The following is a 23950-nucleotide window of genomic DNA, read 5'->3' on the forward strand; positions in this document are numbered from 1 at the left end:
CAGGGTCGTCGTTCCGAGGAGGGCGCCCACGTGACCGTCCGGAGCGCGGCGCTACGCGGTGACCTCGACGAGTTCGAGGTCCAGGAGGTCGGCCAGGGCGCGTAGTTCCGCGACGCGGTGCCCCGTGCCGAGCGCCCAGTGGTGCGAGATGCCGGTCGCGCTCCACGCGTCCGTCCACTCGCCGGGGTCGCAGCCGAAGTCCACCCTGGACGTGGTGTTGCCGATCTTCAGGTGCGGACCGTCCACGGTGACGCCCTCGGCGGCGACGAACCCGAACCGGCCGTCGCGCCGCTGCAGCAGGCCGAAGGCGGTCACCGGGCCGTGCGTGACGTCGAACTCCACCGACACGCCCCAGCCGCGCTTGCCGTGGTATACACCGAGGCCGCGCAGCAACGGCCGCTTCGAGCTGATCGCCAGGTGGGCGGGGCCGTCGTGCCCCATCTCCACGTGGCCGCGCAGGAAGTCGAGCGCCTGCAGCTCGGTGAACGACCCGCCCGCGCCCAGCCGGTCCATGATGAGCATGGCCAGCGAGGTGCGCAGCTCGTACTCGCCCGCCGCCGGAACGCCGCGCGCCGTCAGCAGCGAGGCGCCGAGGATCATCCCGGCGCCCAGCCGCTCGTGGATCTCGCCGTCCAGCCCTCGGTGGTAGTAGGCGAGGCTGTCGAGCTCGAAGTCGGCCACCAGGCGGTCGAGGCCGACCGACACCTTCGCGGCCCAGTCGAGGTCCTCGTCCACGACGGAGGCGTCCACGTCGAAGATCTCGCCGGCCTCCCGCACCCTGGCCGCCGTCTCCGCCGCCGTGACCTGCTCGACCCGCACCCGCAGGTCGTCGAACTCCAGCACCTCCACGTGCCCGCCGAAGTTGACCGGTACCAGCGTCAGGTCGGTCGAGACGTCCAGCATGCCGGGGTAGAGGTGCCCCATCAGGCCGTGCCTGCCATGGCGCAGCGCCGCGCGCACGCTCGCCGCCTTCACCCAGCGTTCGATGCGCGCCCAGGCGCGCTCGTCCTCGAGATGGCCGGAGACGGAGCGGAAGGGGATGCCCGCGCGCGTGAACGTGTTGGCCATCTCGGGCAGCGGGCAGGCTCCGCAGTAGGCCAGCCACTGCCCCGTGTCGAAGCTGTCGTGGTCCATGGCGGGGGTGGGCTGCAGGTTGATCAGCAGCACCGGCGCGCCGCTGCGCTGGGCCACGGGCAGCAGCATCGTGGCGGTCATGTACGTGGTCAGGAAGCCCACGATCAGGTCGCACCCCGCCGCGCGCAGCCGTTCCGCGGCGGCCGCGCCCTCCTGCGCGTCGGAGATGAACCCGACGTCGACGACCTCGCACCCGAACCCGTTCATCCGTTCGGAGACGCGCGCGGCCGAGCGCTGGAGCTGGGGGAGCAGGTCGGGGAACTGCGGCCAGTAGGCGCCGAGTCCGCCCGCGACGAGTCCGACTCTCATGAAGGTTCCTCCAGGGGGTGGAAGGTACGCAGGAGGACGGGGCCGAACAGGCCCGTCACCCGCTGGCCGGGGAAGACGAAGTGCGTGGGGCTGACGGCGTCGAGGTAGGGGGCGAGGGTGCCGAGCACGAGGATCTCGATCGTGTTCTCGCCCGCGCCGAGGTCGAGGTCGAAGCGGTACGGCGAGCAGATCCGCACCCCTGCCGCCCCGCCGTTGACGGTGACCTCGGCGGTGCCGCGCACCCTGCCGAGGTCGAGCTCGGCGGGCGTGGGGCGGTGCGCGTGGACGGTGGTGGTGTAGCGCACGCCGCCGCTGTACCCGGCCAGGCCGTGCGACTCCCAGTCGCCCAGCGGCATCCGGCCCGGACCGCACGCGAACCTGACGGGCCCGGCCAGCGCGGCGCCGCCCTCGACGCCGGGTCGCGCCTCGACGGTGAGCTCGGCTCGGGTGGCGCTGCCGTCCAGGACGGCGGGCAGGTCGTGGGCGACGCCGTCGACGACGAGCTGGGCCGGGCCGTGGGTGTCGATGTCCACGCGGACGGCGCCGGGCGGGAGATCCAGCAGGAACCGCTGCACGGGCGCGCCGGGTCCAGGGGCGGGAGGCGCCTGCGCGCCTGCCTGGGTGTCGGCTTCGCGGGGCCGGGCGAAGCGGGCCGGCAGGGCGGTCTCGCGGCCGTCGATCCAGCCCGCGCCCGGAAGCGGGTGCGGGCGGGGGCGCAGGTGCAGGGCGGCGGGGTCGCCGTGCTGCCGCCGCCGCACCAGCGCACCCGCGCCGCCGTCCGACCTCGACAAGCCGGGGTCGCTGTCCGATTTCGACCGGCCGGGGCCGCCGTCCGGTCTCGACCAGCCGGGGCCGGAGACGGCCAGGCCGTCCACCAGGACCGCGCCTGGGCACTCCAGCCTGATCGTGTTGGCGCCCCGGCGGAGCAGAGGGGCGAGGTCGTAGCGGCCCACCCGTGGGATGTCGGCCTCCGCGTAGGGATCGAAGCCGCCCTGGCGGCCCGCCTCCCTGCCGTTCACGAGGATCAGGCAGGGCGCGGTCGAGGCGACCTGAAGGAGACTGTCGGCGCCTCTCTCGACGACGGTCTCCACCACCGGGCCGATGATCCACTCGGGCCTGCGGGCGCGGGCGGGATCGGCGGAGAGCGAGACATGGGCGCGCAGGTCGAGCTCCTCGTCGGGGACGAGCCGCAGTTCCAGCAGATGCTCGCCCGCGGCGACGGGAACGGTGCCGACCGCGAGGTATCCCGCGTCATCGAGCGGCAGCTCCACCCCGTCCAGCCACACGGTCTTCGCCGCCGCCGCGCCCACGACCAGCCGGCCCTCGTCCGGCGTGGTGAGCAGCGCCCGGAAGCGGCAGTCCTGGCCGGCGGAGACCCGGCCGAAGGCGAGGAACTCCTCGGGCACGTGCCCCTTCGGCCCCAGCGTGTCCCGGTGGACGGGGTCCTTGTGGATGCCGCGCGACTCCGACCAGACCGACGGCTGCCAGCCGCCGGCGCCGACCCGCTGCTCGCCGCGCGCGCCGAACGTCGCGTGCGCGATCTCGCCGCCGGGAGTGGCGAGCGTCCACCGCTCGACCGTCGCCGACGTGGCGAAGTCGCCCCACGTGTCGTCCATGGTCGGCACGAGCTCCACGGCCCACTCGCCGCCGAGATCCATCTCGTGCGGGTACGGCTCGCGCGCCGCGCCGACCGGCACGTCCTCGCCGGTGAACAGCAGCATCGCGGCGGGGCCGTCGTCGAACGGGACGACCACCTCCACCACTCCGTCCACGACCGTGTGCGGCAGCGCGCGTGGCGTCCCGCCGAACGGGCCGGCCAGCAGCGGCGTGCCGGTGACGCCCCTGACCCTGACCCGCCTCTCCGCGCGGTAGCGGCCGGGGTCGAAGTCGACGGTGGCGTCCAGCCAGCCGAGCTCGACGCCGCGTTCGCCGGGCCGGCCCACCCGGATCTCGCTCGCCCTCGGGAAGGCGGCGGTGAGGAAGACGAGCGTGGTGCCGTCCACCTCGCGCACCAGTGGAGGGACGTCCGCCTCGACCATCGGCTCGAAACCCGCCAGCGCCTCGCCCAGCCGGTCGGCGCAGGCCACGAACCGCGCCTTGCCGAAGGGCTCGCCCACGGCGATCAGCAGGCCGCCGTCCTCGGCGAACGCCTCCAGCCGGCCGGCGGTCTCCTCGTCCAGGGTGGTGACCGCGGGCAGGATGACGACGCCGTACGACTCGGCCGACACCTTGAGCCGCCCGCCCTCGACCACGGCGCGGGCGACCGAGTCCTCGTCGATCACGTCGGCGTCCAGGCCGAGCAGGTCCAGCGCGCCAGGGACAGTCTGGAACCACGCCATGTCCCCGACGAGCTCGCGGTAGACCCGCTGGGCCCGCTCCGCCGCGGAGCTCACCCCGTCGAGCGCCACGCCCTCCTGCACGGTCGTCGTGGGGAACAACACCGCGATGTCGCACACGTGGCGGCCCAGCGAGAGCGCCGCACACATGCGGGTGACCGCGTCGGCGAAGACCCGGTGATGCCGCCAGTACGGCTGGCGCCAGTCGGTCGACGGCGGCGCCCACTCCCACCACCCCGCCTTGGTCGTGTAGTAGACGGCGTGCGGGTTGTACAGGTTCGCCCCCGCCCGCAGCCATGGCAGCAGCCAGTCGAGGGTCTCCTCGAGCGTGCCGCCCCATCCGCTGGAGTGGAAGGCCTCGATCCAGGTGCGCGGCCTGCCGTACAGGTGGGCCAGAGAGGAGTGCAGCCGGGCGTCGCCGTGGTGGTCGGAGCCCGGAGCGCTGAACCAGCGATGCGTGCGGGTGTAGTCGGCGTACAGCTGGACACCCTCGACGGGATGTCCCGCCCTGGCGGGGTCCTGCTGGTCGCAGCCGTTCAGCAGCCCGTGCCTGGCGTGCCACTCCGCGAGGGGCCGGAAGAAGGCCTCCTCGGCCAGCTCGGCCCTGGTCCTGTGGTAGCCGAGCCAGTCGGGCTCCTCCAGGCGGAACTCGCGGCCCCTGCGGGCCGCGAACTCCGCGGCGAACGTGGCCGACCAGGTCGGCATCGACGGCAGCTCGTCCTGGAACGAGCCGACGATCACGCGGCCGAACCAGTGGCCGAGGCGCCGCTCGAACTCGCCGTGGACGCGGTCGAGCAGCACGGCGCAGGCCGTACGGGACAGGTAGTCGAAGCCGCGCGTGCGCACGGTGCCGTCGGCGGCCAGCCACTGACCGGCGAACTCGGGGCGCTCCCGCACCAGGCGGGCCTGCAGGTCCGCACCCGAGAAGCCGAGCTGGTCGTAGAACCACAGGTAGGCGCCCACCTCCAGCGCGTCCTCGCAGACCCCGTCGAACAGCTCCCACCACGCCTCCGACAGGAACGGCGGCTCGTCGGCGTCGGCGCCGAACAGCGGGCCAGAGGGGGCCAGGTTGAGCACGACCAGCTGGTGCACGCCACCGGCGACCAGGCGCTCCATCTGCCGGCGCAGCCGGTCACGGCGCAGCGGCTCGCCGCTCCACCACCAGATCGCGGCGGGGGAGTGGCTGCGCGGGGGCGCGCCGAGCACGTCGAAGAGGCTCATCCCTTGAGCCCCGAGGAGAAGCCCTTGATCACGTAGCGCTGGAGCACGAGGAAGACCAGCACGATCGGCAGCGCCCCCATGACCAGCCCGGCGAAGACGAGTCCGTAGTCGGAGACGTACTGCCCGACGAAGGAGAAGACGCTGACGGGAACGGTCTCGAAGCCCGAGCCACCGAGGTAGAGCAGCGGAGTGAAGAAGTCGTTCCAGATGAAGACCGCGTTGAGGATCAGCACGGTGCCGGTGATCGGCCGCAGCAGCGGGAAGACCACCCTGGTGAACGCGGTCAGGTGCGAGGCGCCGTCGATCTGGGCGGCGCTGGCGTACTCCCTGGGCAGCGCGCGGATGAACCCGGTGTAGAGGAAGACCGTGAACGGCAGCTGGATGCCGGTGTAGAAGAGGATCATCCCGGCGTGCGTGCCGATCAGGCCGAGATCGGTGACCAGCCGGTACAGCGGGATCATCCCGAGCTGGAACGGCAGCACGATGCCGAGCAGGAACAGCACGTAGAGCCCGTAGCCCAGCCGGGTGTGCGCGCGGGCCAGGAAGTAGGCGGCGAACGAGCCGAGCCCGATCAGCGCCACCAGGCTGACCACGGTGATCACCGTGCTGTTCACCAGTGACGGGCCGAGCGCCGCGGCCGACCAGGCCTTGGCGAAGTTGTCGCCCGTCGGCGGGTTCGGCAGCGCCAGCGGCGTCTGCGAGAGCTGGGCGGGATCCTTGAGCGACAGCGTGACCAGCGCGTAGACGGGGAACAGGAACGCCACCGCCGCCGCGATCATCACGACCTCCAGCAGGAAGGTCCTCCTCACTGAGCCACCTCCCTGGAACGCAGATAGGAGATCTGGACGAGCGAGACCGCGGCCACGAACAGCGCCAGCACCAGCGCGATCGCCGTGCTGTAGCCGAACTTGCCGAACACGAACGCCTGCTTGTACAGCACGGTCGACAGGGTCTCGGTCGCGTAGCCCGGGCCGCCGTTCGTGGCGGCGAAGACCTGGTCGAACAGCTTGAGCCCGCCGATCGTGGAGAGCATCAGGTTGATCGTGAGCGCGGGCGCCAGCAGCGGCCAGGTCACGTACCTGAACCGCTGGAGCGGGCCCGCGCCGTCGATCATGGCCGCCTCGTGCAGCTCGGCGGGGATGCCCTCGAGCCCGGCCAGGAAGATGACCATCGAGTAGCCGGCGTACTGCCACACGACCATCCCGGCGATCGACCACAGCGCGACCGACGGGTCGCCCAGCCAGTCGACCTCGAGACCGAGCAGGCCGTTCAGCCCCGCGGAGGGGTCGGGGTTGTAGACGTACTTCCACAGGAAGGCGACCATCACGGGGCTGACCACGACGGGCGCGAAGAAGACCACCCTGAGCAGCGCGCGGCTCCTGAGTTTCGCGTGCACGCCGAGTGCGAGGAGCAGCCCCACGCCGTTCTGCACGATCACGACCGCGAGCGTGAGCAGCAGCGTGTTGCCGAGCGACCCCATGGCCTGCTCGTCGTCCAGGATCGCCTGGAAGTTGGCCAGGCCGACGAAGGACATGCCCTCGCCGATGCCGCTCCAGTCGGTGAAGGCGTAGAGCACGCCCGCGACGCTCGGGTAGAGCACCACCACCGCGTAGACCAGCAGCGCGGGCGCGGCGAACAGCCAGGACGGCGACAGCGCGGAGAATCGTCTGATCACTTCTGGTAGGCCTCGTCCATCTTCTTCAGCGCCTCGTCGATCGTCGCCTTGCCCGCCAGCAACTCCTGGACGACCGCGAAGTGCACCGGCTGCACCTCGGCGTTGGGCCAGCGCTGATCCATGAACGGCACCGCCCGGTCCTTGGTGAACGGCAGGAAGGACTGCACCGCGGGGTCGATCGTCGAGTTGGCGTCCTGGGTGAGCGGGATGGCCGAGATCGCCTTGGCCCAGCTGTTGATGCTCTCCTGCCTGCCGAGGAAGTCGATGAAGGCCGTGGCCGCCTCGACGTTCCCGCCCTTCGCGCCGGCCCCCAGGCCGACCACCACGCCGGCCGGGATCCACACCTGGTCGGCGCTGTCGGCGCCGGGAACGGGGAACATCGACAGGTCGCCGGGGCTGGAGGCCGACTTGCGGAAGTCGGGCAGCACGGCCGAGACCTGGATCGCCATCGCCGCCCTGCCCGTGGCCACCATCGAGATCTGCTGCTCGAAGGTGGTGCCGTTCGGCTTGTCGTTGAAGAAGCCGCGCTCGTTCAGCTCCAGATACATCTCCATGGCCTGGCGCCAGCCCGACTCGGCGAAGGTCGCCTGCCCCGCGAGCTGCTTGTCGTCGAAGGCGGGATCCTTGGCGTAGACGGTCGAGGGGACCAGCGCGTACGTGATGAGCTGGGTGACCCACGGCGTCTGCGCGCCGAGCGCGATGGGCGCGACCCCCGACTTCTTCAGCTTGTCGCAGAGCGCCAGGAACTCCGTCCACGTGGTCGGGGGCGCCTCGACCCCGGCCTTCTCGAAGACCTTCGTGTTGTAGATGGCGCCGATGACCGACGAGCCCGCCGAGTACATCATGGTCTTGCCGTCCACCTGGAGGGCGGGCTTGAAGCCGGTGGGGATCGTGCCGGTCCACGACTGGCCCGACAGGTCGGCCAGCAGCCCGGCTCCGGCGATCTGCGACATCGACATCGCGCTGCCGTTGCCCGGGTAGACCACGTGCAGGTCGGGCGCGTTGCCCGCGCCGAGCTGGGTGCGCAGCGAGGTCTGGACCTGGTCCGTCGGCGCGTACGACGCGGTGAGCCGCACCTCGGGCCGCACCTTGCGGTAGGCCGCGATCAGCTCGTCCATCGGCGCCTTCTGATCGGCCACCCCCACGAACTTGAGGTCGGTCGCGGCGGCGGACCCGCTCGGGGCGGCGGTCTGCGGTCTGGTCGAGCAGGCGGTCGCCGCGGCGGCCACGGCGAGCCCTCCCATGAGGCGGAGGAACTGGCCGCGGCTCACCTTGGCGTGGCGCAGGTCGGTCATGGTGTGTCTCCTCGGACTGATGCGAAATGGTGGTCCCCCGAGGGCACCCGATGGATCTGGCCATCGGGCAGGTGCACGGTCGCCGAGGCGCCGGGCGGGACGCTCACGTCCAGGTGGAAGGCCTGGCCCGTGCGCTCCCATGAGACGGCGATCCGTCCCCGCACGGATTCGTAGGAGGCCCGCGCCCAGGCCAGGTCTCCAGGAAGGGGGCGGATCACCAGGTCGCGGTAGGCCACCGAGCCCGGCGCCTGGGCGATCCCGGCGACGCCGGAGTACAGCCACTCGCCGACCGACCCGAACGCGTAGTGGTTGAAGGAGTTCATCGAGGGCGGACCCTCGCCGTCCCACCGCTCCCACACCGTCGTGGCGCCGTGGCGCACCTGGTAGAGCCACGACGGCGGGTCGGTACGGCGCAGCAGCGCGTGCGCCAGGTCCGCCCTGCCGGTCGCCGACAGCACGGGGCAGAGCAGGCCGACCCCGAGGAAGCCGGCCTGCGGGCCGTGCTCGGCCACCAGCTCGGCCAGCCGCCGGGCCGCCCTGGGGGCGAGCGGCGGGGGCAGCAGGCCGAAGGCGAGGGCGAGCAGGTAGCCGGTCTGGGTGTCGCCCGCGACCGTCCCCTCCTCGGGATGTACGAACGTTTTAATGAAGGCCGTGCGGATGTCGGCGGCGAGTCGCTGGAATCGCTCCGCGTCGGCGGGCCTGCCCCGCACCAGGGCGGCCCTGGCGGTCAGGTCGGCGCTGCGGTGGAAGAACGCGGTGGCCACGACCTCGCGGGGGGTGGCGGGGCCGGGGGCCAGCCAGTCGGCGTAGTGCGGTCCTGTGCGCTCCCTCCAGATCAGGCCGGGGTTGTGGCGCAGCACGAAGCCGACCCAGGCGCTCATCGAGTCGACGTCGAGGAACCTGGCGTCGCCGTACACCTCGTACAGGTGCCAGGGCACCAGCACGCCGGCGTCGGCCCAGCCGGGCGCGCCCTCCTCGGCGACCCCGGTCAGGCGGGGCGCGACGTTGGGGAAGCCGCCCTCGGGCGACTGCGCGTCGCGCACGTCGCGCAGCCACTTGGTGAAGAAGGCGGCCACGTCGGCGTTGAGGCAGGCGGCCGGCAGGAACACCTGGGCGTCGGCCATCCAGCCGAGCCGCTCGTCGCGTTGGGGGCAGTCGGTGGGGACGCTGACGAAGTTGCCGCGCTGGCCCCACTCGATATTGCGCTGCAGCTGGTTGATCTCGGGGTCCGAGCACTCGAACGTGCCCGTCCACCGGGTGTCGCTGTGCAGCGCCACGGCCCTGACGTCGCCGAGGCTCTCGAGCCCGGATATCTCCGCGTAGCGGAAGCCGTGGTAGGTGAAGCGCGGCTCGAACACCGCTTCAGCACCTGCCGAGATCAGCACGTCGGTGGCGTCGGCGGTGCGCAGGTTCGCGGTGTGCAGCCGGCCGTCGGCGTCGAGCCTCTCTCCGTGCCTGACGGTGACCCGGGTGCCCGGCTCCTGAGCGGGTACGGCCAGGCGGACCCGGCCCGCGAGGTTCTGCCCGAAGTCCACCAGGTGCGTGCGCGGGCCCGTCCTCGTGACGGAGAGCGGCGGCAGCTCGCGCAGCGCCCTGACCGGCTCGTCGCACGAGGACGCGAGCAGGTGGTGGTCGGCGCCCGTCACGGTGACGGGGCTCCAGGACGAGTCGTCGAAGCCGGGGGCGTCCCAGCCGGGCGTCGCGAGACGCAGGTCGTGGCACTCGCCCTTCAGCAGGTCGCCGTGCCTGATGTGCCCCCTCGCGGTGCGCCAGGTGCCGTCGGTCATCACGACCCTGGCCGAACCGTCGGCGAGGGTGAGGTGTAACTCGGCGATGAGCTCGGGGAAGCGGCCGTAGTGGTAGCCGGGCTGCCGTGGATCGAAGCCGGCGTAGCCGCTCCACCAGCCGTCGGCGAGCGTGACCGCGAGCACGTTCTCGCCCTCGCCGAGCAGCCTCGTCACGTCGTGGACCTGGTACTGGACGCGCTGCCGGTAGTCGGTCCAGCCGGGGGCCAGCTCGGCGTCATCCGCCCTGACGCCGTTGATCCTTGCGTCGTAGAGGCCCCTGGCGCTGATGTACAGGCGGGCCGCCGTGACGGCGCGGGGAAGCTCGAAGCTCCTGCGCAACTGCGGGCAGGGGAGCAGCCCGTGCTCGCGCAGCGCCCAGTCGCCCTCGGTGGGCGGGTCCACGTGCTCGACCGCGTCGGGATCGGGCGCGATCCACGAGGCGGTCCAGGCGTCGTGTGCGGTCTCGAACCAGGACTCGGCGGTCCGGGCGGAGCCAGTGGCGTCCCAGAGCGTGACCTGCCAGGTGTGGCGGGTCCTGGGCCGCAACCGAGGCCCGTCGTAGAGGTGGCTGATCGCGGCGGGGTCGTCGACGCGCCCGCTCGACCACTCGTCGCCGATCTCGACCTGGTACGCGACGGGGTCGCTCCCTTCGAGCCGCCATGCCAGCAGCGGCGCGCCCGCCACGCCGAGCGCCGTGGTGCGGTGGTCGCAGCGCAGGTCATGGGGCAGCGCGGATCCCACGGTCACCCCCTCTCGATGCGTGTTAAATCTAACTGAGGTTTCTGTGATGTTGTGATTACCGGGAGGCTACGAGTCACCTCCACGGGTGTCAAGAGTCCCTTTCGCGAGAGAGGGTGGATCGTCCCGGGGGACCGGACCACGACCCGGCACTCACCCGTGGACCATGGGCACCGGACGGCGTCTTGCCGGAACGCCGCCACGACGGCGAGATGGCGACCATGTGAAAACGCTGTGAATTTAACTTAGGTCTTGTTAGATCTATCGCGCTCTTGCTACAAAGTGTGGGCTCCCGTCCCCCCACCCTGGGAGACCCATGGACCGCCGTTCCTTCTTCGGATTAGGCGGGGCCGCCATGGCCCTCGCCTTCACCACCCGCCTGGCCGACCCCTGGACGGCCGAGTCGGCCATGACCCGGTCGGCCGACTACCCCTTCCAGCTCGGCGTCGCGTCGGGCGACCCGCTGCCCGGCAGCGTGATCCTCTGGACCAGGCTGGCCTCCAGGCCGCTCGAACCGCTGGGCGGCATGCCGTACAACAAGATCAGAGTCGAGTGGGAGCTCGCCGAGGACGAGGGGTTCACCCGGCGCGCCGGGCACGGCGTCTCGTGGGCGCTGCCCGAGTACGGCCACTCCGTCCACGTCGACGTCAAGGGCCTGCGACCGGGCCGCGAGTACTTCTACCGGTTCAGGACCGGCGGCGAGCTCAGCCCGGTCGGCAGGACCAAGACCGCGCCCGCCCTCGACAGCAGCCCCGAGGCGCTGACGCTGGCGTTCGCCTCGTGCGCCTCGTGGCAGGACGGCTTCTACACCGCCTACGGCCACCTGGCCGCCGAACGTCCTGACGTCGTCGTCCACCTCGGCGACTACATCTACGAGTACGGGATCGTGGCGAGTGGAGGGAACCGGGCGACGCCCGTGCCCGACCAGTTCAGGGTGCAGTGCGACACCCTCGACCGGTACCGCATCCAGTACGGCCTCTACAAGAGCGATCCCGACCTGATGGCCGCGCACGCGGCGGCCCCGTGGATCGTCACGTGGGACGACCACGAGGTGCTCGACAACTGGGCGGGCGTCCACGGCCCCGGCGGCGAGGTCACCGAGCAGGACTATCTCGTCATCAGGGCCAACGCCTTCCGCGCCTACTGGGAGAACCTGCCCATCAGGGTCCCCGTCGTGCGGGGGCCGGACGCCCGCGTCCACCGCAGGTTCACTTTCGGCGACCTGGCCGAGTTCAACGTGCTCGACACCCGTCAGTACCGCGACGACCAGGTCTGCGGCGACGGCCAGCAGTACGACTGCGCCGAACGGCTCGACCCCTCGCGCCAGATGCTCGGCGCCGAGCAGGAGAAGTGGCTGCTCGACGGCCTGGGCGCGTCGAAGGCCAGGTGGAACGTGCTGGCCCAGCAGATCGCCATGTGTCAGCTCGACTACGACCCCGCCCCGGCGCAGCGGCTCAGCATGGACCTCTGGGACGGCTACAAGGCCGCGAAGGACCGCGTGCTCAACGGTCTGGTCGAGCGGAAGGTCAGCAACCCCGTCGTGCTCACCGGCGACATCCACTACAACCTCGCCGGCGAGCTGAGGACCGACTTCGACGACCCGTCGTCACCGGCCGTCGGCGTGGAGTTCGTCGGCACCTCGATCAGCAGCGGCGGCAACGGCAACCCCGCGACGGGCCTGCCTCCCGGCGGCTCCGACCCGGTCAACCCGCACATCAGGTTCTCCAGCTACCAGCGCGGCTACGTCTCCTGCTCGGTCACCAGGAGCCAGTGGAGGGCCGACTTCAAGGTCGTCCCCTACGTCACCAGGACGGGCGCCCCGATCTCGACAAGGGCCAGTCTCGTGGCGCTCGACGGCGTCCCCGGCCTGCAGGCGCTCTAGGAAGGAGGCACGCAGATGAGACACCTCACCGCCGCGCTGGCCGTCGCCGCCCTCACGGTCACGACGGGCGCCGCCGCCCTGGCCGACCGGGACGATCCCGGGCCCGCCGTCCAGTCGCCGGAGCCGGACCTGCCCTCGGTCTCCTCGCTCAAGGTCACACCGGGCACGAGCAAGGGCACGGGCAGGCTGACTCCGATCGCGGGGGCCGGCCACCTGGTCGCGCCCCTCGGCGTCGACGCCGCCTGCCCGGCCAAGATCGAGGTCGGCATGCGCAGCGACGCCAGGGAAGCCCTGTACGCCGACATGTCCGTCGAGATCGACGCGCCGCTGACCGCCTCCCGCTCGATGCTGTCCAGCTACCTGCCGCCCGGCTACGAGCTCGGCGCGAAACTGCTGGTCGCCGTCCCGCCTGCCACCCCCAAGGGGGAGTACGGCCTGCGGCTCGAGGCGGGGAAGGAGGCGCTGGCCGTTCCGGTGCGGGTGGTCGGCGTGGACGAGCTCGACAACGGCGGCAACCACGCGCTCAGACGCCCCGTCACCGCCTCCTCGCAGCACACCAACGCCAACTATCCGGCCTGCAGCGTCGTCGACGGCGACCGCGGCTCCAACGGCTGGGCCGGCGGGAACGGCTGGAACGACGCCACCGGCAGGGTCTGGCCCGACACGGTCGACATCGCGCTGGGCGGCGCGAAGAGCGTCGCGCACGTCGATCTGTACACCCTCGACACCCAGCGCTACCCGGCGTCCTCCGTGGGGCTGCGCGACTGGGACGTCCAGGCCAGGGTGGAGGGCCAGTGGCGGACCGTCGCCCAGGTGCGCGGCAACACCAAGGGCAGCGCCAGGTCGGACTTCGCCGCCGTCACCACCGACGCGATCCGCATCTCGGCGCTGGCCTCGAACGGCAACAACGACTACACGCGCATCATCGAGGTGGAGGTCTTCTCGTAGCGCCCGTCAGGGCCGGCCCGAATGCGGGGCCGGCCCTGAGGGATCACCCGGGGGGTCAGCCCAGGCCGTTCCTCATCGCGGTGATCAGCTCACCGTTGGCGGTGTCGCCGCTGAGCTCCCAGAAGAACGCGCCGCCGAGGCCCTGGTTCTTCGAGTAGCCCATCTTGCCGCCGATCGTGCTCGGCGTGTCGTAGCTCCACCACTGGTTGCCGCAGTGGGCGTAGGCCGTGCCCGCGACGGTGCCGGTGGCGGGGCAGCGGGTCTTGAGCACCTTGTAGTCCTCGATGCCCTGTTCGTAGGTGCCGGGCGCGGGGCCCGTGGCCGTGCCGCCGGGCGCGGACTGGGTGACGCCGGTCCAGCCCCTGCCGTAGAAGCCGATGCCGAGCAGCAGCTTGCTCGCGGGGACGCCCTTGCTCTTCAGCTTCTGGATGGCGGAGTCGGAGTGGAAGCCCGCGATCGGGATGCCGTTGTAGGAGGTGAGCGGCGAGTGCGGGGCGGTGGGGCCCTGCGCCGCCCAGGCGCCGAAGAAGTCGTAGGTCATGACGTTGTACCAGTCGACGTACTGCGCGGCGCCGCCGTAGTCGGCGGCGTCGATCTTGCCGCCGTTGGTGCCGTCGGCGGTGATGGCCGCGGTGACCAGGTTGCCCGAGCCGAACCGGGTGCGCAGGGCCGACATCATGTTCCTGAACGCGGCGGGCCCGCTGGTGTCGCAGGTGAGGCCGCAGGCGTTCGGGTACTCCCAGTCGATGTCGATGCCGTCGAAGACGTCCGCCCAGCGCGGGTCCTCCACCAGGCGGTAGCAGGACTCGGCGAAGGCGGCGGGGTTCTGCGCGGCCTGGCCGAAGCCGCCGGACCAGGTCCAGCCGCCGAAGGAGAACAGCACCTTCAGGTTCGGGTACTTCTTCTTCAGCTTGCGCAGCTGGTTGAAGTTGCCGCGCAGGGCGCCGGCGTCCCAGGTGTCGGCGACGCCGTCCACGCTCTCGCCCGCCTGGTAGAAGCGGTCGTAGTCGGCGTAGCTGTCGCCGATGGTGCACTGGCCGTTCTGGACGTTGCCGAAGGCGTAGTTGATGTGGGTCAGCTTGGCCGCCGAGCCGCTGGTGTCGATGTTCTTGACGTGGTAGCCGCGCTGGTAGACGCCCCACTGCACGAAGTAGCCGAGGACCTTGTTGCCGCCGCCTCCGCCGCCGCCCGTGGTGGTGGCGGTGACGGCGGCGCTGGCGGCCGAGCGGTTGCCGGCGGCGTCTCTGGCGCGGACGGTGTAGGTGTAGGCGGTGTTGGCGCTCAGGCCGGTGTCGGTGTGGGTGGTGCCGGTCACGGTGGTGACAAGGGTGGTGCCACGGTAGACCTCGTAGCCGGTGACGGCGACGTTGTCGGTGGAGGCGTTCCAGGCGAGGGAGACGCTGCTGGAGGTGACGCCGGTGGAGCGCAGGTTGCCCGGCACCGAGGGCGCGGTGGTGTCGCCTCCGCCGCCGCCCGTGGTGGTGGCGGTGACGGCGGCGCTGGCGGCCGAGCGGTTGCCGGCGGCGTCTCTGGCGCGGACGGTGTAGGTGTAGGCGGTGTTGGCGCTCAGGCCGGTGTCGGTGTGGGTGGTGCCGGTCACGGTGGTGACGAGGGTGGTGCCGCGGTAGACCTCGTAGCCGGTGACGGCGACGTTGTCGGTGGAGGCGTTCCAGGCGAGGGAGACGCTGCTGGAGGTGACGCCGGTGGAGCGCAGGTTGCCCGGCACCGAGGGCGCGGTGGTGTCGCCTCCGCCGCCGCCCGTGGCCAGCCACAGCGCGGGGACGTTGGGCGGCTCCCAGCCGGGCTGGGAGGTGTGACTCTGGCGGCACTCGTACTCGACGCCGTTGTAGGTGACGCGGGTGCCCGCGGTGTAACTCGTCCACGGGGCCCACTCGGCGAAGGCCGCCGAGCCGCTGGAGACCGAGCCGCTGGAGGTCGAGCCGCTGGACAGGGCGGCGCCGTACGCGCCGGGTGGGGTGACGACCGCCGCGGTGAGTGGCAGCAGTAATGCCGCCAGCCCCGCGAGCGCCTTGCTCAGGAGGGTGTTCTTCATGTGCTCCGCCATCCGGTAGGGGGTGTAGGGGGTGGGAGGGGAGGTCAGCGAGGGAACTATTAGGAAGGTTTCCTTTTAATTTGAGTTGACGTTAACCTCTGACCGCTACAGCGTCAATACGTGAATTCCGCGCCAGGGGCCCGTTGGGTGGAGGGGATCCGGGTGCGTCATGATGGCCGAGTGCATGACGTCCTGAAATATGTCGCCTTCACCAGCACCGCTTCCGGCGGCAACGCCGCCGGAGTGGTCCTGGACGCCCGTGGCCTGTCCGACGGCCAGATGCTCGCCATCGCCGCGGACCTCGGCTACTCCGAGAGCGCCTTCCTCTTCCCCGAGGGGGAGCACGCCTACCAGATCCGGTACTTCAGCCCGCTGGCCGAGGTCGCCTTCTGCGGCCACGCCACGATCGCGGCCTCGGTGGCGCTCGGCGAACGCATCGGCCCCGCCGTCGTGGACCTGCGCACCCAGGCGGGTCCCGTCCAGGTGGAGATCACCAAGGGCGACGGCGTCACCGCCACGCTGACCAGCCCGCCCGCCTCGATCCGCCCCGCCACGGACGACGAGGTACGGCGGGCGCTGGCGGCCCTGCGCTGGCCCGCCGAGGACCTGGACCCCGCCTACCCTCCGCACGTGGCCAACGCCGGCAACGACCACCTCGTGCTGGCCGCCGCCACCCGCGAGCGCCTGGCCGACCTCGACTACGACTTCGACGCGCTGGGCGCGCTGATGGCCGAGCGCGGCTGGACCACCGTCCACCTGTTCTGGGCCGAGTCGTCCACCGTCTTCCACGCCCGCGACCCCTTCCCGCCGGGCGGCGTGGTGGAGGACCCGGCGACCGGCGCGGCGGCGGCCGCCTTCACCGGCTACCTCCGGGCCCTGGGCCGTCTCGGTGACGGCGAGGTGGTCACCATCCACCAGGGTGCCGACATGGGCCGTCCGAGCCTCCTGACGACGACTCCGGTTCCCGGCGACACCCGCGTGAAGGTCTCCGGCACGGCCGTCCCCATCCAGTAGCCCTCATCGTGCGGCATGCCTGGAGCGCGCCGAGGTGGGAAGGGCGCCGGCCGCGCGGTCAGGCGGCCGGCGCCCCCCTGTCAGGCCGCTTCCCTGCGGCGCTGGCAGGTCATGCAGTAGCGCGCCAGCGGACGCACCTTCAGCCGTTCGAACGGGATGGCGGCGCCGCAGCCGTCGCAGGTGCCGTAGCTTCCCTCGGCCAGCCGGTCCAGGCACTGCCTGGCCTCGGTGATGGCGTGGTCGGCGGTGGCGACGGCGGCGAGCAGGTCCCGCAGGTCGCCGCCGTCCTCGCCGTCCTCGGCGGACGCCTTGAGGGCGGCCAGCTGGGATACGCGCCAGCGCAGGTGCTCTTCGAGCTCCTCCCGCAGGAGCTGGAGCTGCACGGAGCTGAGTCCGGTGGTCATGTGGGTGGTCCTTTCGACGTGAGGGCGCACAGGCGGGCCCCTTGACGCAGACGTGCAAGGAGCCCGGCGCCGGGCCCGCGGCTCCGCGTGGATCAGCTGGAACAGCGACCGGGGCGCCCCGATGGATGGCGGCGCAGGCGTGGTCCAGCCGCGCCGGATGCCGCGCGACATCGCCTTCTTGGCTTGGTGAAGAGCGAGCCGGGACACGGCTCGGCCGGCCGCCACGAGAGGCCGGGCGGCCGGGTGAGAGGAAGATCGGCTAGATCGCGGGCGGGCTTCGCGGGCCCGCCGTACTGTGCGCGCTCTGGCGCGGGCTGCGCGCGGGATTGACCTCGGGCCAGCCGGCCGGCTGCGGAGACGGCGGGCCGGCCGCGCTCTCCGGCGCGGAGTGGCGCGGTGGCGGCCACAGGGGCAGCACGTGCTCGCGCACGCCCGCGGCGGCCGGCGGCAGGTTCGACGACTGCGCGATCCACGCGCCGGGGGCCCAGACCTCGCCGCCCGTCACGGCGCTCGCGCGGTGCGCGGGGTCGCTGCCGTACCAGGCGGGCGTCGAGCCGACCAGCAGGAAGGCGAGCAGCGTCAGGCCCACCACCAAGGAGAAGGCGGCGGACCCGCGCGGAACCCGCCACGTGGCCATGAAGCCGACCCTAGCTCACGCCGTACGGGATGCGGACTCCGGTGAGGCGCCACGGGGGCCGACCAGGCCATCGACCAGGCCACTGTGAGAGGCGCTCCTCGACCGCACCGGCGACGGACGCGGGTGGAATCCGGTCACCCCGTCCGGCCCACGGAAGCGGCGGGAGCCAGGATGCGCCAGGCCTGCCGCTGGACCGTCCAGGTGCGGCGGGCCGTCGGCGGGCCGAGTTCGCCGTCGGCGTTGACCGGCACGGCCTCGCCCGCGATCGTGATCTCCCCGCCCCGGTAGGTCCGCACGTCGCCGCGCGACCGATGTTCGCCCCTGCGCAGCAGGAGGGCGAAGCCGAGCCGGGCCGGCGGGCTGACGGCGAAGGAGACGACCACGTCGGCCAGGCCGTCGTCGGGCAGTGCGGCGGGGGTCAAAGGGGTCCCGCCGCCGATCGAGGTGCCGTTGCCGATGCCGGCCATCAGGACCCGGCGGCGGCCGTCGGCCACCGGCGTGCCGTCCACGCTGATCCGCAGCCGCCACCCGCGCGCCCGCAGCCCCGCGAGCATCGCCCCCACGGCGTAGGCCGCGCGCCGCAGTACCGGCTTGAGCGCCGTGGCCCGCTCGGAGGCCTGCGCGCCCACCCCGACGTGCACCGCGTTGACCACGATGCCGCCCCTGTCGTCGGTGAGCAGGTCCAGCGCGCGGGTGTGCCCGTCCAGGACGACGCGGGCCGCCTCGCGCGGGTCGAGCGGGATGCCAAGCCCCCTGGCCAGGTCGTTGCCGGTGCCGAGCGGGATCAGCCCGACCGGCCGTCCGGCCAGCTCGCCGCGCGCGGCCAGCGCCGCCACCAGCGCGTGCAGGCTGCCGTCGCCGCCCATCACCACGGGGACGCGGTCGGGGTGCGCCGCCAGCGCGCCGCCCAGGTCGTCCGGGTCCTCGCACGTCAGGACGTCGGCGCCGGCCTCGAGGGTGCGCAGGACCGTGCGGACGCTCTCGTCGTCGGCCCCGCCCGCGGACGAGTTGTGGATCACCAGCAGCTTCACAGCCCTCCTCCCTGCCCTCCCCGGGAGCTCCTAACGCCCAAGTGAGTCAGATAATCCAACTGACTCGCATAGGGTGGATGTCATGAAGACGCAACGTCCGTGCTCGATCGCCGACGCCCTCGCGGTCATCGGTGAGAAGCACTCCTTGCTGGTGTTGCGGGAGGTGTTCTACGGCGTGCGCCGGTTCGACGGTCTCGTGGCCAACATCGGCGCCCCCCGCGACATCCTCGCCGCCCGGCTGCGCCGTCTGGTCGACGTGGGCGTGCTGCGGAAGGTGCCGTACAACGAGCACCCGCCACGCTTCGAGTACCACCTCACCGACGCGGGGCGGGAGCTGCGCCAGGTGCTGCTGGCCCTGATGCGCTGGGGCGACCGGCATCTGGCCGACGTCCCGCCGGTGGTGTTCGAGCACAGCTGCGGGGCGGACCTCGATCCGGTGGTCGTCTGCCGCGCCTGCGGCGAGGAGCCGACCGAGGACAGCCTGACGGCACGCTTCAGGGACGAGGGCTGGACGGCGGCGGGCGCCACCACGTCGTAGCGCGCGGGAGACCGTTCCCCCGCGTGGGGGAGCCCGCTCCCTTCGGCGGGGGATGATCGGGCGCCCGACGGGCTGCGATCTTCGGAGAAGGACGGGCCGTAGCGCCCCCGGCACCGAAGGATCGCACGTGACACCGAACGCCTCATCCCTGACGAGCGCCGCCGAACGCGGGATCCCGCGAGATCCGTGGACGCGGACCTGGCCGTCGTGGGCGCCCTCCGCCGCCGCGGTGTGGGGCGTCCTCTACGCGACCGTGCAGCTCACCTGGGCGGTGACGGGCACCACCGTGCCGTGGACGCCGAGCCGGCCGTACTCCCCGGTGGCGCAGCTCCTGCTCGCCCTGCTCGCCGTCGTCGCGGCCGGGGCCTGTCTCGCCGGCGCCAGGCCGCTCTCCCGTCCGGCGCGGACGGCGGTGACGGCCGTCCTGGTCGCGACCGTCCCGGTCTTCGTGGTGGGCATGATCAGCCTGCCGCTCCACTTCGTGACCCTGGTGTCGGGCTCGGGCGTGGAGAGTGCCACCGGCCTGGCCCATGTCCTGTTCAACACGGCGGGCGCGGGCCTGCTGACCCTCTCGGCGGTGAGCTCCAGGCGCCGGTTGCGCGGCCGGTGCGTCCGCTGCGGCCAGCCGCACCGGGGCTTGGGCAGCGGCCCCCTGGTCCATCCCGCCGCCTCCGCCGCGTCGCGGCGGACCCAGGTCGTGGTGTACGCCCTGATGTGCGGCCTCCTGCCATGGGCAGGGGTCAAGACCATCTGGACGCTGGGCGGCGACGCGCTCGGCCTCACGGCGGAGCGATGGCACCAGATGAACGCCGACGCGCCGGCCTCGGCGCAGGCGCTCGCCTCGGTCGGGATCGACATCACCGTGCTGGCCGCGCTGCTCGCGGTCTTCCTGATCCTCGGCCTGATGTACCGGTGGGGGATGGTCTTCCTGCGCTGGACACTGTTCCTGTCGGGTAGGCGGGTCCCGCGGCTGCTGCCGCTGATCCCCGCCTGGCTGACCGCCGCCAGCCTGTCGGCGTACGGGATCGGGCTCACGGTCTACGCCCCGCTCACCGCGATCGGCGTGCTGCCGAGGATCGAGGCGTCGGGCGGGTTCACCAGCGCGGGCCTGACCTGGATGATCGAATTCGGCGGCCTGGCGTTCGCCGGGCTGGGCCTCGGCCTCGCCACCGCCGCCCGCTCCTACGCCTCGCGTACCCGCCCCGTCTGCGCCATCGGCGGCTGATCAGGGGCTCCCGTTAGGATCGGACGGTGGACGACGACACCGGCACCCCCGCCAGGGACCCGGCGGACGACGCGGTTCCCGCCCAGCTCGTGGCCGTCGCGGACGCCTGGGCGGCGGCGATCGTCTCCAACGACGCGGCGCGGATCGGCGCCTTCATGGCCGACGAATGGGTGATCGTCTCGGAGTCTGGCCTCTCGTCGAAGGAGGAGTTCCTCGCGCTCGTGGCGTCGGGGGAGCTGACCCATTCGGCCATGAGCCTGGTGAACCGGGCCAGGGTGCGGGTCTACGGGGACACCGCGGTCCTCACGGGACGGATCACGAACACGGCCCACTACCGGGGGCGGCGCTTCGACGCCGACGAGTGGACGACGGATGTGTTCGTGAAGAGGGATGGTCGCTGGCTGTGCGTGCTGAGCCATATAACGGCGGCGGCCACCGCGTGACCTCCGGTGCGAACCGGAAGGCCACACGATGGCCGTGTTCTCACCCGCCCTGGAGTGCGAGCCGCGCGTGAGCTAGGCCGACGGCGACAGGAGTCTGAACCCCTCGATCTCTCCGTTAACCTCGTGCTCGCAGTTCTCCGGCCATGCGGGGTTCGGACCCGTGCCCGGTTCTGGGGCGACCGTGCAGCGGGCCTGCAGGATCTGGCCGGTATCACTGCGTACGGTGACGTGGATGTCGGGACCCTGGACCGCCACCGAGACCCCCACCACATTGGCAGGGTGGCCCTCCACCGATGACAGATCGTGCTGTCGGGGAGTCCTGCGCGGGTCGTCGACGATGATGAACGTCCTCCCACCCGATGCGAATCCGACGTACTTCGTGATCTCACGGAAGACCGAGTCGACGCTCGCCGAGGGCCCAGCGGGACCCCTTTCGCCCCTCTCGCCTCTCGGGCCCTGCGGGCCGCGGGCGCCGGGGGGGCACTTGCAGTCATGGTGGCCGTGGTGGTGGTGATGGCAGCAGCGCCGGTGGTGAAAGAAGCCGCCGCAGTGGTGGCCGTGGCAGCGCAGCAGCGGCTTCTCTCCAGCGGGAAGAGCCGGCCGGTTGGCCATGGACTGCGACGACGCCTCGCCCATCGCCTGGCCCGCGGGGACGAGGAGAGCGGTGGTGAAGAGAGTGGCGAGCGCCAGCTTGCGGACGCGTGCGCCACGCCGGGGCAGGGTGGTCTCTATCGTCATTTCTTTCCGTTTTCTGTCAGATGGATCTGAAGAAGCTGTGAATTACGCGACAGACCGCGATAGCTGCCGATCTACCCCGAGAAAGAACGGGTCAGCACCGCCAGTCGTCCACGGAAAGACCAAGATTGGCCGTGCCAACGGAAATAGCGACATACCACGGCAAATTATCAAAATTGCTACGATGTAGCCTTTATAGGCAGGCGTTATTTCCAAAGATTCGCCGACAAGGAGAATTTCATGGGATAATCGCAAAGGATATGGGGGTAACCACTGCGCTGTGTTCAACGATGCTCGATGGGGCGCCGCCCTCGCTCTCGCCCTGGTCTGCGCCACTCCATTGGTCCTCAGCACGCCGGCCCACGCCGAGACGACCCCGCTCCGCTACAGGTCGCGCGGAGCGGCGGTCACCGATCTGCAGAAGGCGCTCCGCGAGCGGGGTTTCCTGTGGAGCAAGCCCACCGGCGTGTACGACTCCCGCACCAGGTTCGCGGTGTGGGCGTTCCAGAAGAGCAGGGGAATGCGCCCGCAGACGCTGGTCGGGCCCGCCACACTGCGGGCGCTGAGCCGCCCGAGCAAGCGCCCCCCGCTGCCCAAGAGCCTGCGCACCGGGGCCGTGATCGACCTGAGGCGCCAGCTGCTGACCGTCTACCGCGACCACCGGAAGGTCATGACGGTGCACGTCTCCACCGGCGCCCACTCGCGCTACTGCCACAGTGGCCGCTGCGCCATCGCCATCACGCCCGTGGGCGACTTCCGTATCACCAAGCGCACCCCCGGCTGGACGACGGGGCCGCTCGGGTCGATGTACAACTCGCTGTACTTCGTCGGCGGCGTGGCCATCCACGGCTCCAGCCAGGTGCCCAGGCGTCCTGCCTCGCACGGGTGCGTCCGCGTCCCGCTGCGCGCCGCGGACCGGCTGTTCGAACTGCTGGACGTCGGTGACCCCGTCCACGTGCGCCGGTCCACGTGAGAGCTCAGCCCATGTGAGACCTGACGTGGTCGATGACCGTCACGAACTCGTTCGTCGGCGAGAAGTCGATGTACTCGCAGTCCTCGATCGCCTCGGGCACGTGACCTGGCGCCCAGTAGAAGGCCTGCCCCGCCTCGTAGATCTCGTCGCCCTCCTTCGTCCGCATCCTCAGCCGTCCCTTGAACATGTATCCCCAGTGCGGGCACTGGCACAGGTCCTCGGGCAGGCCCTTGACCGCCGGGGTCATGTCCGTGCCCTTGGGGAAGCGCACGAAGGCGACGGTCATGCCGCCGCCTACCTCCTGCATGCGTAGCTCCACCCCGTCGCCCTCGATCGCGACGGGCACGTCCATCCGAGTCGTCGCCGTCATGATTCCTCCACGGCCGGCCCCCTGCGGAGCCTCGGGCTCTCCGCCTCATTCCAGTATGAGCCCGAGGCCGTTGCCGGCAGCCCGTCCGAACGCAAAGCCTGACGGCCCGGCGGTCACACCCGCTCACCCCCCGGTGACACCCAGGGCGGGGTGGACCGGGGCGTCGGGCACCCCGGCGGGACGGCGGGCGGCGAACTCCTTCCGCAGCACGGGGATCACCTCCTCGCCCAGGATGTCGAGCTGGTGGAGAACGGTCTTCAGCGACAGCCCCGCGCCGTCCATGAAGAACAGCTGCCGCTGGTAGTCGCCGAAGTGCTCGCGGAAGGTCAGCGTCCTGTCGATGATCTCCTGCGGGCTGCCGACCGTCAGCGGCGTCTGCTCCGTCATCTCCTCCAGCGAGGGGCCGTGGCCGTACACGGAGGAGTTGTCGAAGTACGGGCGGAATTCGCGCACCGCCTCCTGCGAGTTCCTGTGCAGGTAGACCTGGCCGCCGAGGCCGACGATGGCCTGTTCGGGAGCGCCGTGCCCGTAGTGGGCGTACCGCTCGCGGTAGATGCCGATCAGCCGCTGGAAGTGGTTCGTCGGCCAGTAGATGTGGTTGGCGAAGAACCCGTCGCCGTAGTAGGCCGCCTGCTCGGCGATCTCGGGCGAGCGGATGGAGCCGTGCCACACGAACGGCGGCACCCCGTCGAGCGGGCGCGGGGTGGAGGTGAAGCCCTGCAGCGGCGTGCGGAAGCGTCCCGTCCAGTCGACCGCCTCCTCGCGCCACAGCCTGCGCAGCAGCGCGTAGTTCTCGATGGCCAGGGGGATGCCGTCGCGGATGTCCTTGCCGAACCACGGATAGACCGGCCCGGTGTTGCCCCTGCCCATCATGAGGTCCACCCGGCCGTCGGCCAGGTGCTGCAGCATCGCGTAGTCCTCGGCGATCTTCACGGGGTCGTTCGTGGTGATCAGCGTGGTCGAGGTGGACAGGATCAGCCGCTCGGTCCTGGCGGCGATGTAGCCGAGCAGGGTCGTCGGCGACGACGGCACGAACGGCGGGTTGTGGTGCTCGCCGGTGGCGAAGACGTCCATCCCCACCTCCTCGGCCTTGACCGCGATGGCGGTCATCGCCTTGATGCGCTCGTACTCTGTCGGCGCGTGGCCGGTGACCGGGTCGGTCGCCACGTCGCCCACGCTGAAGACGCCGAACTGCATGGTGG

At 71.6% G+C, this 23950-nt stretch carries 20 protein-coding genes; 7 read left to right on the forward strand and 13 right to left on the reverse strand.

What is annotated here, in order from left to right; all coding sequences use genetic code 11:
* Positions 1 to 51: 51 nt before the first annotated feature.
* Genes H4W81_RS11125 through H4W81_RS11150 form a run of 6 tightly spaced genes read right to left on the reverse strand, consistent with a single transcriptional unit; the run spans position 52 to position 10504 of the window.
* On the reverse strand, positions 52 to 1443 hold the full coding sequence (locus tag H4W81_RS11125; protein WP_192774735.1) for an L-fucose/L-arabinose isomerase family protein: 1392 nt from the start codon (positions 1441 to 1443) through the stop codon (positions 52 to 54).
* Complete coding sequence (locus tag H4W81_RS11130) at positions 1440 to 5000, reverse strand: hypothetical protein (protein ID WP_192774736.1); 3561 nt, start codon at positions 4998 to 5000, stop codon at positions 1440 to 1442. The genes H4W81_RS11125 and H4W81_RS11130 overlap by 4 nt, the downstream gene beginning before the upstream one ends.
* A complete protein-coding gene (locus tag H4W81_RS11135; protein ID WP_318781666.1) occupies positions 4997 to 5809 on the reverse strand; it encodes a carbohydrate ABC transporter permease in 813 nt (270 codons plus the stop codon). Before H4W81_RS11135 ends, H4W81_RS11130 begins: the two co-directional genes overlap by 4 nt.
* Complete coding sequence (locus tag H4W81_RS11140) at positions 5806 to 6675, reverse strand: carbohydrate ABC transporter permease (RefSeq protein ID WP_192774737.1); 870 nt, start codon at positions 6673 to 6675, stop codon at positions 5806 to 5808. Before H4W81_RS11140 ends, H4W81_RS11135 begins: the two co-directional genes overlap by 4 nt.
* The gene (locus tag H4W81_RS11145) at positions 6672 to 7970 is read right to left on the reverse strand and encodes an extracellular solute-binding protein (protein ID WP_192774738.1); all 1299 of its coding nucleotides are present in this window, start codon (positions 7968 to 7970) and stop codon (positions 6672 to 6674) included. Before H4W81_RS11145 ends, H4W81_RS11140 begins: the two co-directional genes overlap by 4 nt.
* Positions 7967 to 10504, reverse strand: coding sequence for a glycoside hydrolase family 78 protein (locus tag H4W81_RS11150; protein WP_192774739.1), 2538 nt, complete (start codon positions 10502 to 10504; stop codon positions 7967 to 7969). The genes H4W81_RS11145 and H4W81_RS11150 overlap by 4 nt, the downstream gene beginning before the upstream one ends.
* 307 nt (positions 10505 to 10811) lie before the next feature.
* Here H4W81_RS11150 and H4W81_RS11155 point away from each other — a divergent pair, with 307 nt between their 5' ends.
* Together H4W81_RS11155 and H4W81_RS11160 are read left to right on the forward strand one after the other, a co-directional pair.
* Positions 10812 to 12377, forward strand: a complete 1566-nt coding sequence (locus H4W81_RS11155; RefSeq protein WP_192774740.1) for an alkaline phosphatase D family protein — start codon at positions 10812 to 10814, stop codon at positions 12375 to 12377.
* 15 nt (positions 12378 to 12392) lie between these two features.
* Positions 12393 to 13325, forward strand: coding sequence for a discoidin domain-containing protein (locus H4W81_RS11160; RefSeq protein ID WP_192774741.1), 933 nt, complete (start codon positions 12393 to 12395; stop codon positions 13323 to 13325).
* 55 nt (positions 13326 to 13380) lie between these two features.
* Here H4W81_RS11160 and H4W81_RS11165 read toward each other — a convergent pair whose 3' ends face one another.
* Positions 13381 to 15378 (reverse strand): glycosyl hydrolase family 18 protein, encoded by a 1998-nt coding sequence (locus H4W81_RS11165; protein ID WP_192774742.1) that lies wholly within the window; start codon positions 15376 to 15378, stop codon positions 13381 to 13383.
* 180 nt (positions 15379 to 15558) lie between these two features.
* On the opposite strand from H4W81_RS11165, the gene H4W81_RS11170 reads away from it, so the two are divergent.
* Complete coding sequence (locus H4W81_RS11170) at positions 15559 to 16392, forward strand: PhzF family phenazine biosynthesis protein (protein ID WP_192774743.1); 834 nt, start codon at positions 15559 to 15561, stop codon at positions 16390 to 16392.
* 80 nt (positions 16393 to 16472) lie between these two features.
* Here the strand turns inward: H4W81_RS11170 and H4W81_RS11175 are convergent, their stop codons facing one another.
* From H4W81_RS11175 to H4W81_RS11185, 3 genes are all read right to left on the reverse strand, one after another.
* Positions 16473 to 16796: a TraR/DksA family transcriptional regulator gene (locus tag H4W81_RS11175; RefSeq protein ID WP_192774744.1), complete on the reverse strand. Its 324-nt coding sequence runs from the start codon at positions 16794 to 16796 to the stop codon at positions 16473 to 16475.
* 259 nt (positions 16797 to 17055) lie between these two features.
* A complete protein-coding gene (locus tag H4W81_RS11180) occupies positions 17056 to 17433 on the reverse strand; it encodes a hypothetical protein (protein WP_192774745.1) in 378 nt (125 codons plus the stop codon).
* A gap of 134 nt (positions 17434 to 17567) precedes the next feature.
* A complete protein-coding gene (locus H4W81_RS11185) occupies positions 17568 to 18464 on the reverse strand; it encodes a diacylglycerol/lipid kinase family protein (protein WP_192774746.1) in 897 nt (298 codons plus the stop codon).
* An 82-nt stretch (positions 18465 to 18546) separates the two neighbouring features.
* Between H4W81_RS11185 and H4W81_RS11190 the strand changes: the two genes are divergently transcribed.
* The 3 genes from H4W81_RS11190 to H4W81_RS11200 all read left to right on the forward strand — a co-directional run bounded on the left by H4W81_RS11190 (position 18547) and on the right by H4W81_RS11200 (position 20670).
* Positions 18547 to 19002, forward strand: coding sequence for a winged helix-turn-helix transcriptional regulator (locus H4W81_RS11190; protein WP_192774747.1), 456 nt, complete (start codon positions 18547 to 18549; stop codon positions 19000 to 19002).
* A 127-nt stretch (positions 19003 to 19129) separates the two neighbouring features.
* Complete coding sequence (locus H4W81_RS11195) at positions 19130 to 20227, forward strand: hypothetical protein (RefSeq protein WP_318781667.1); 1098 nt, start codon at positions 19130 to 19132, stop codon at positions 20225 to 20227.
* Between the two features lie 26 nt (positions 20228 to 20253).
* The gene (locus tag H4W81_RS11200) at positions 20254 to 20670 is read left to right on the forward strand and encodes a nuclear transport factor 2 family protein (protein ID WP_192774748.1); all 417 of its coding nucleotides are present in this window, start codon (positions 20254 to 20256) and stop codon (positions 20668 to 20670) included.
* A gap of 72 nt (positions 20671 to 20742) precedes the next feature.
* Here the strand turns inward: H4W81_RS11200 and H4W81_RS11205 are convergent, their stop codons facing one another.
* The gene (locus H4W81_RS11205) at positions 20743 to 21408 is read right to left on the reverse strand and encodes a collagen-like protein (RefSeq protein WP_192781464.1); all 666 of its coding nucleotides are present in this window, start codon (positions 21406 to 21408) and stop codon (positions 20743 to 20745) included.
* Between the two features lie 277 nt (positions 21409 to 21685).
* Between H4W81_RS11205 and H4W81_RS11210 the strand changes: the two genes are divergently transcribed.
* Positions 21686 to 22378 (forward strand): L,D-transpeptidase family protein, encoded by a 693-nt coding sequence (locus H4W81_RS11210; RefSeq protein WP_192774749.1) that lies wholly within the window; start codon positions 21686 to 21688, stop codon positions 22376 to 22378.
* A gap of 4 nt (positions 22379 to 22382) precedes the next feature.
* Here the strand turns inward: H4W81_RS11210 and H4W81_RS11215 are convergent, their stop codons facing one another.
* Together H4W81_RS11215 and H4W81_RS11220 are read right to left on the reverse strand one after the other, a co-directional pair.
* The gene (locus H4W81_RS11215) at positions 22383 to 22748 is read right to left on the reverse strand and encodes a cupin domain-containing protein (RefSeq protein WP_192774750.1); all 366 of its coding nucleotides are present in this window, start codon (positions 22746 to 22748) and stop codon (positions 22383 to 22385) included.
* Between the two features lie 123 nt (positions 22749 to 22871).
* Positions 22872 to 23945 carry an LLM class flavin-dependent oxidoreductase gene (locus H4W81_RS11220; protein ID WP_192780740.1) on the reverse strand — a complete coding sequence of 358 codons (1074 nt, stop codon included), beginning with the start codon at positions 23943 to 23945 and terminating at the stop codon, positions 22872 to 22874.
* Positions 23946 to 23950 lie beyond the last annotated feature (5 nt).

The sequence above is a fragment of the Nonomuraea africana genome (genome assembly GCF_014873535.1).
In the GTDB taxonomy this organism is placed as follows: Bacteria; Actinomycetota; Actinomycetes; order Streptosporangiales; family Streptosporangiaceae; genus Nonomuraea; species Nonomuraea africana.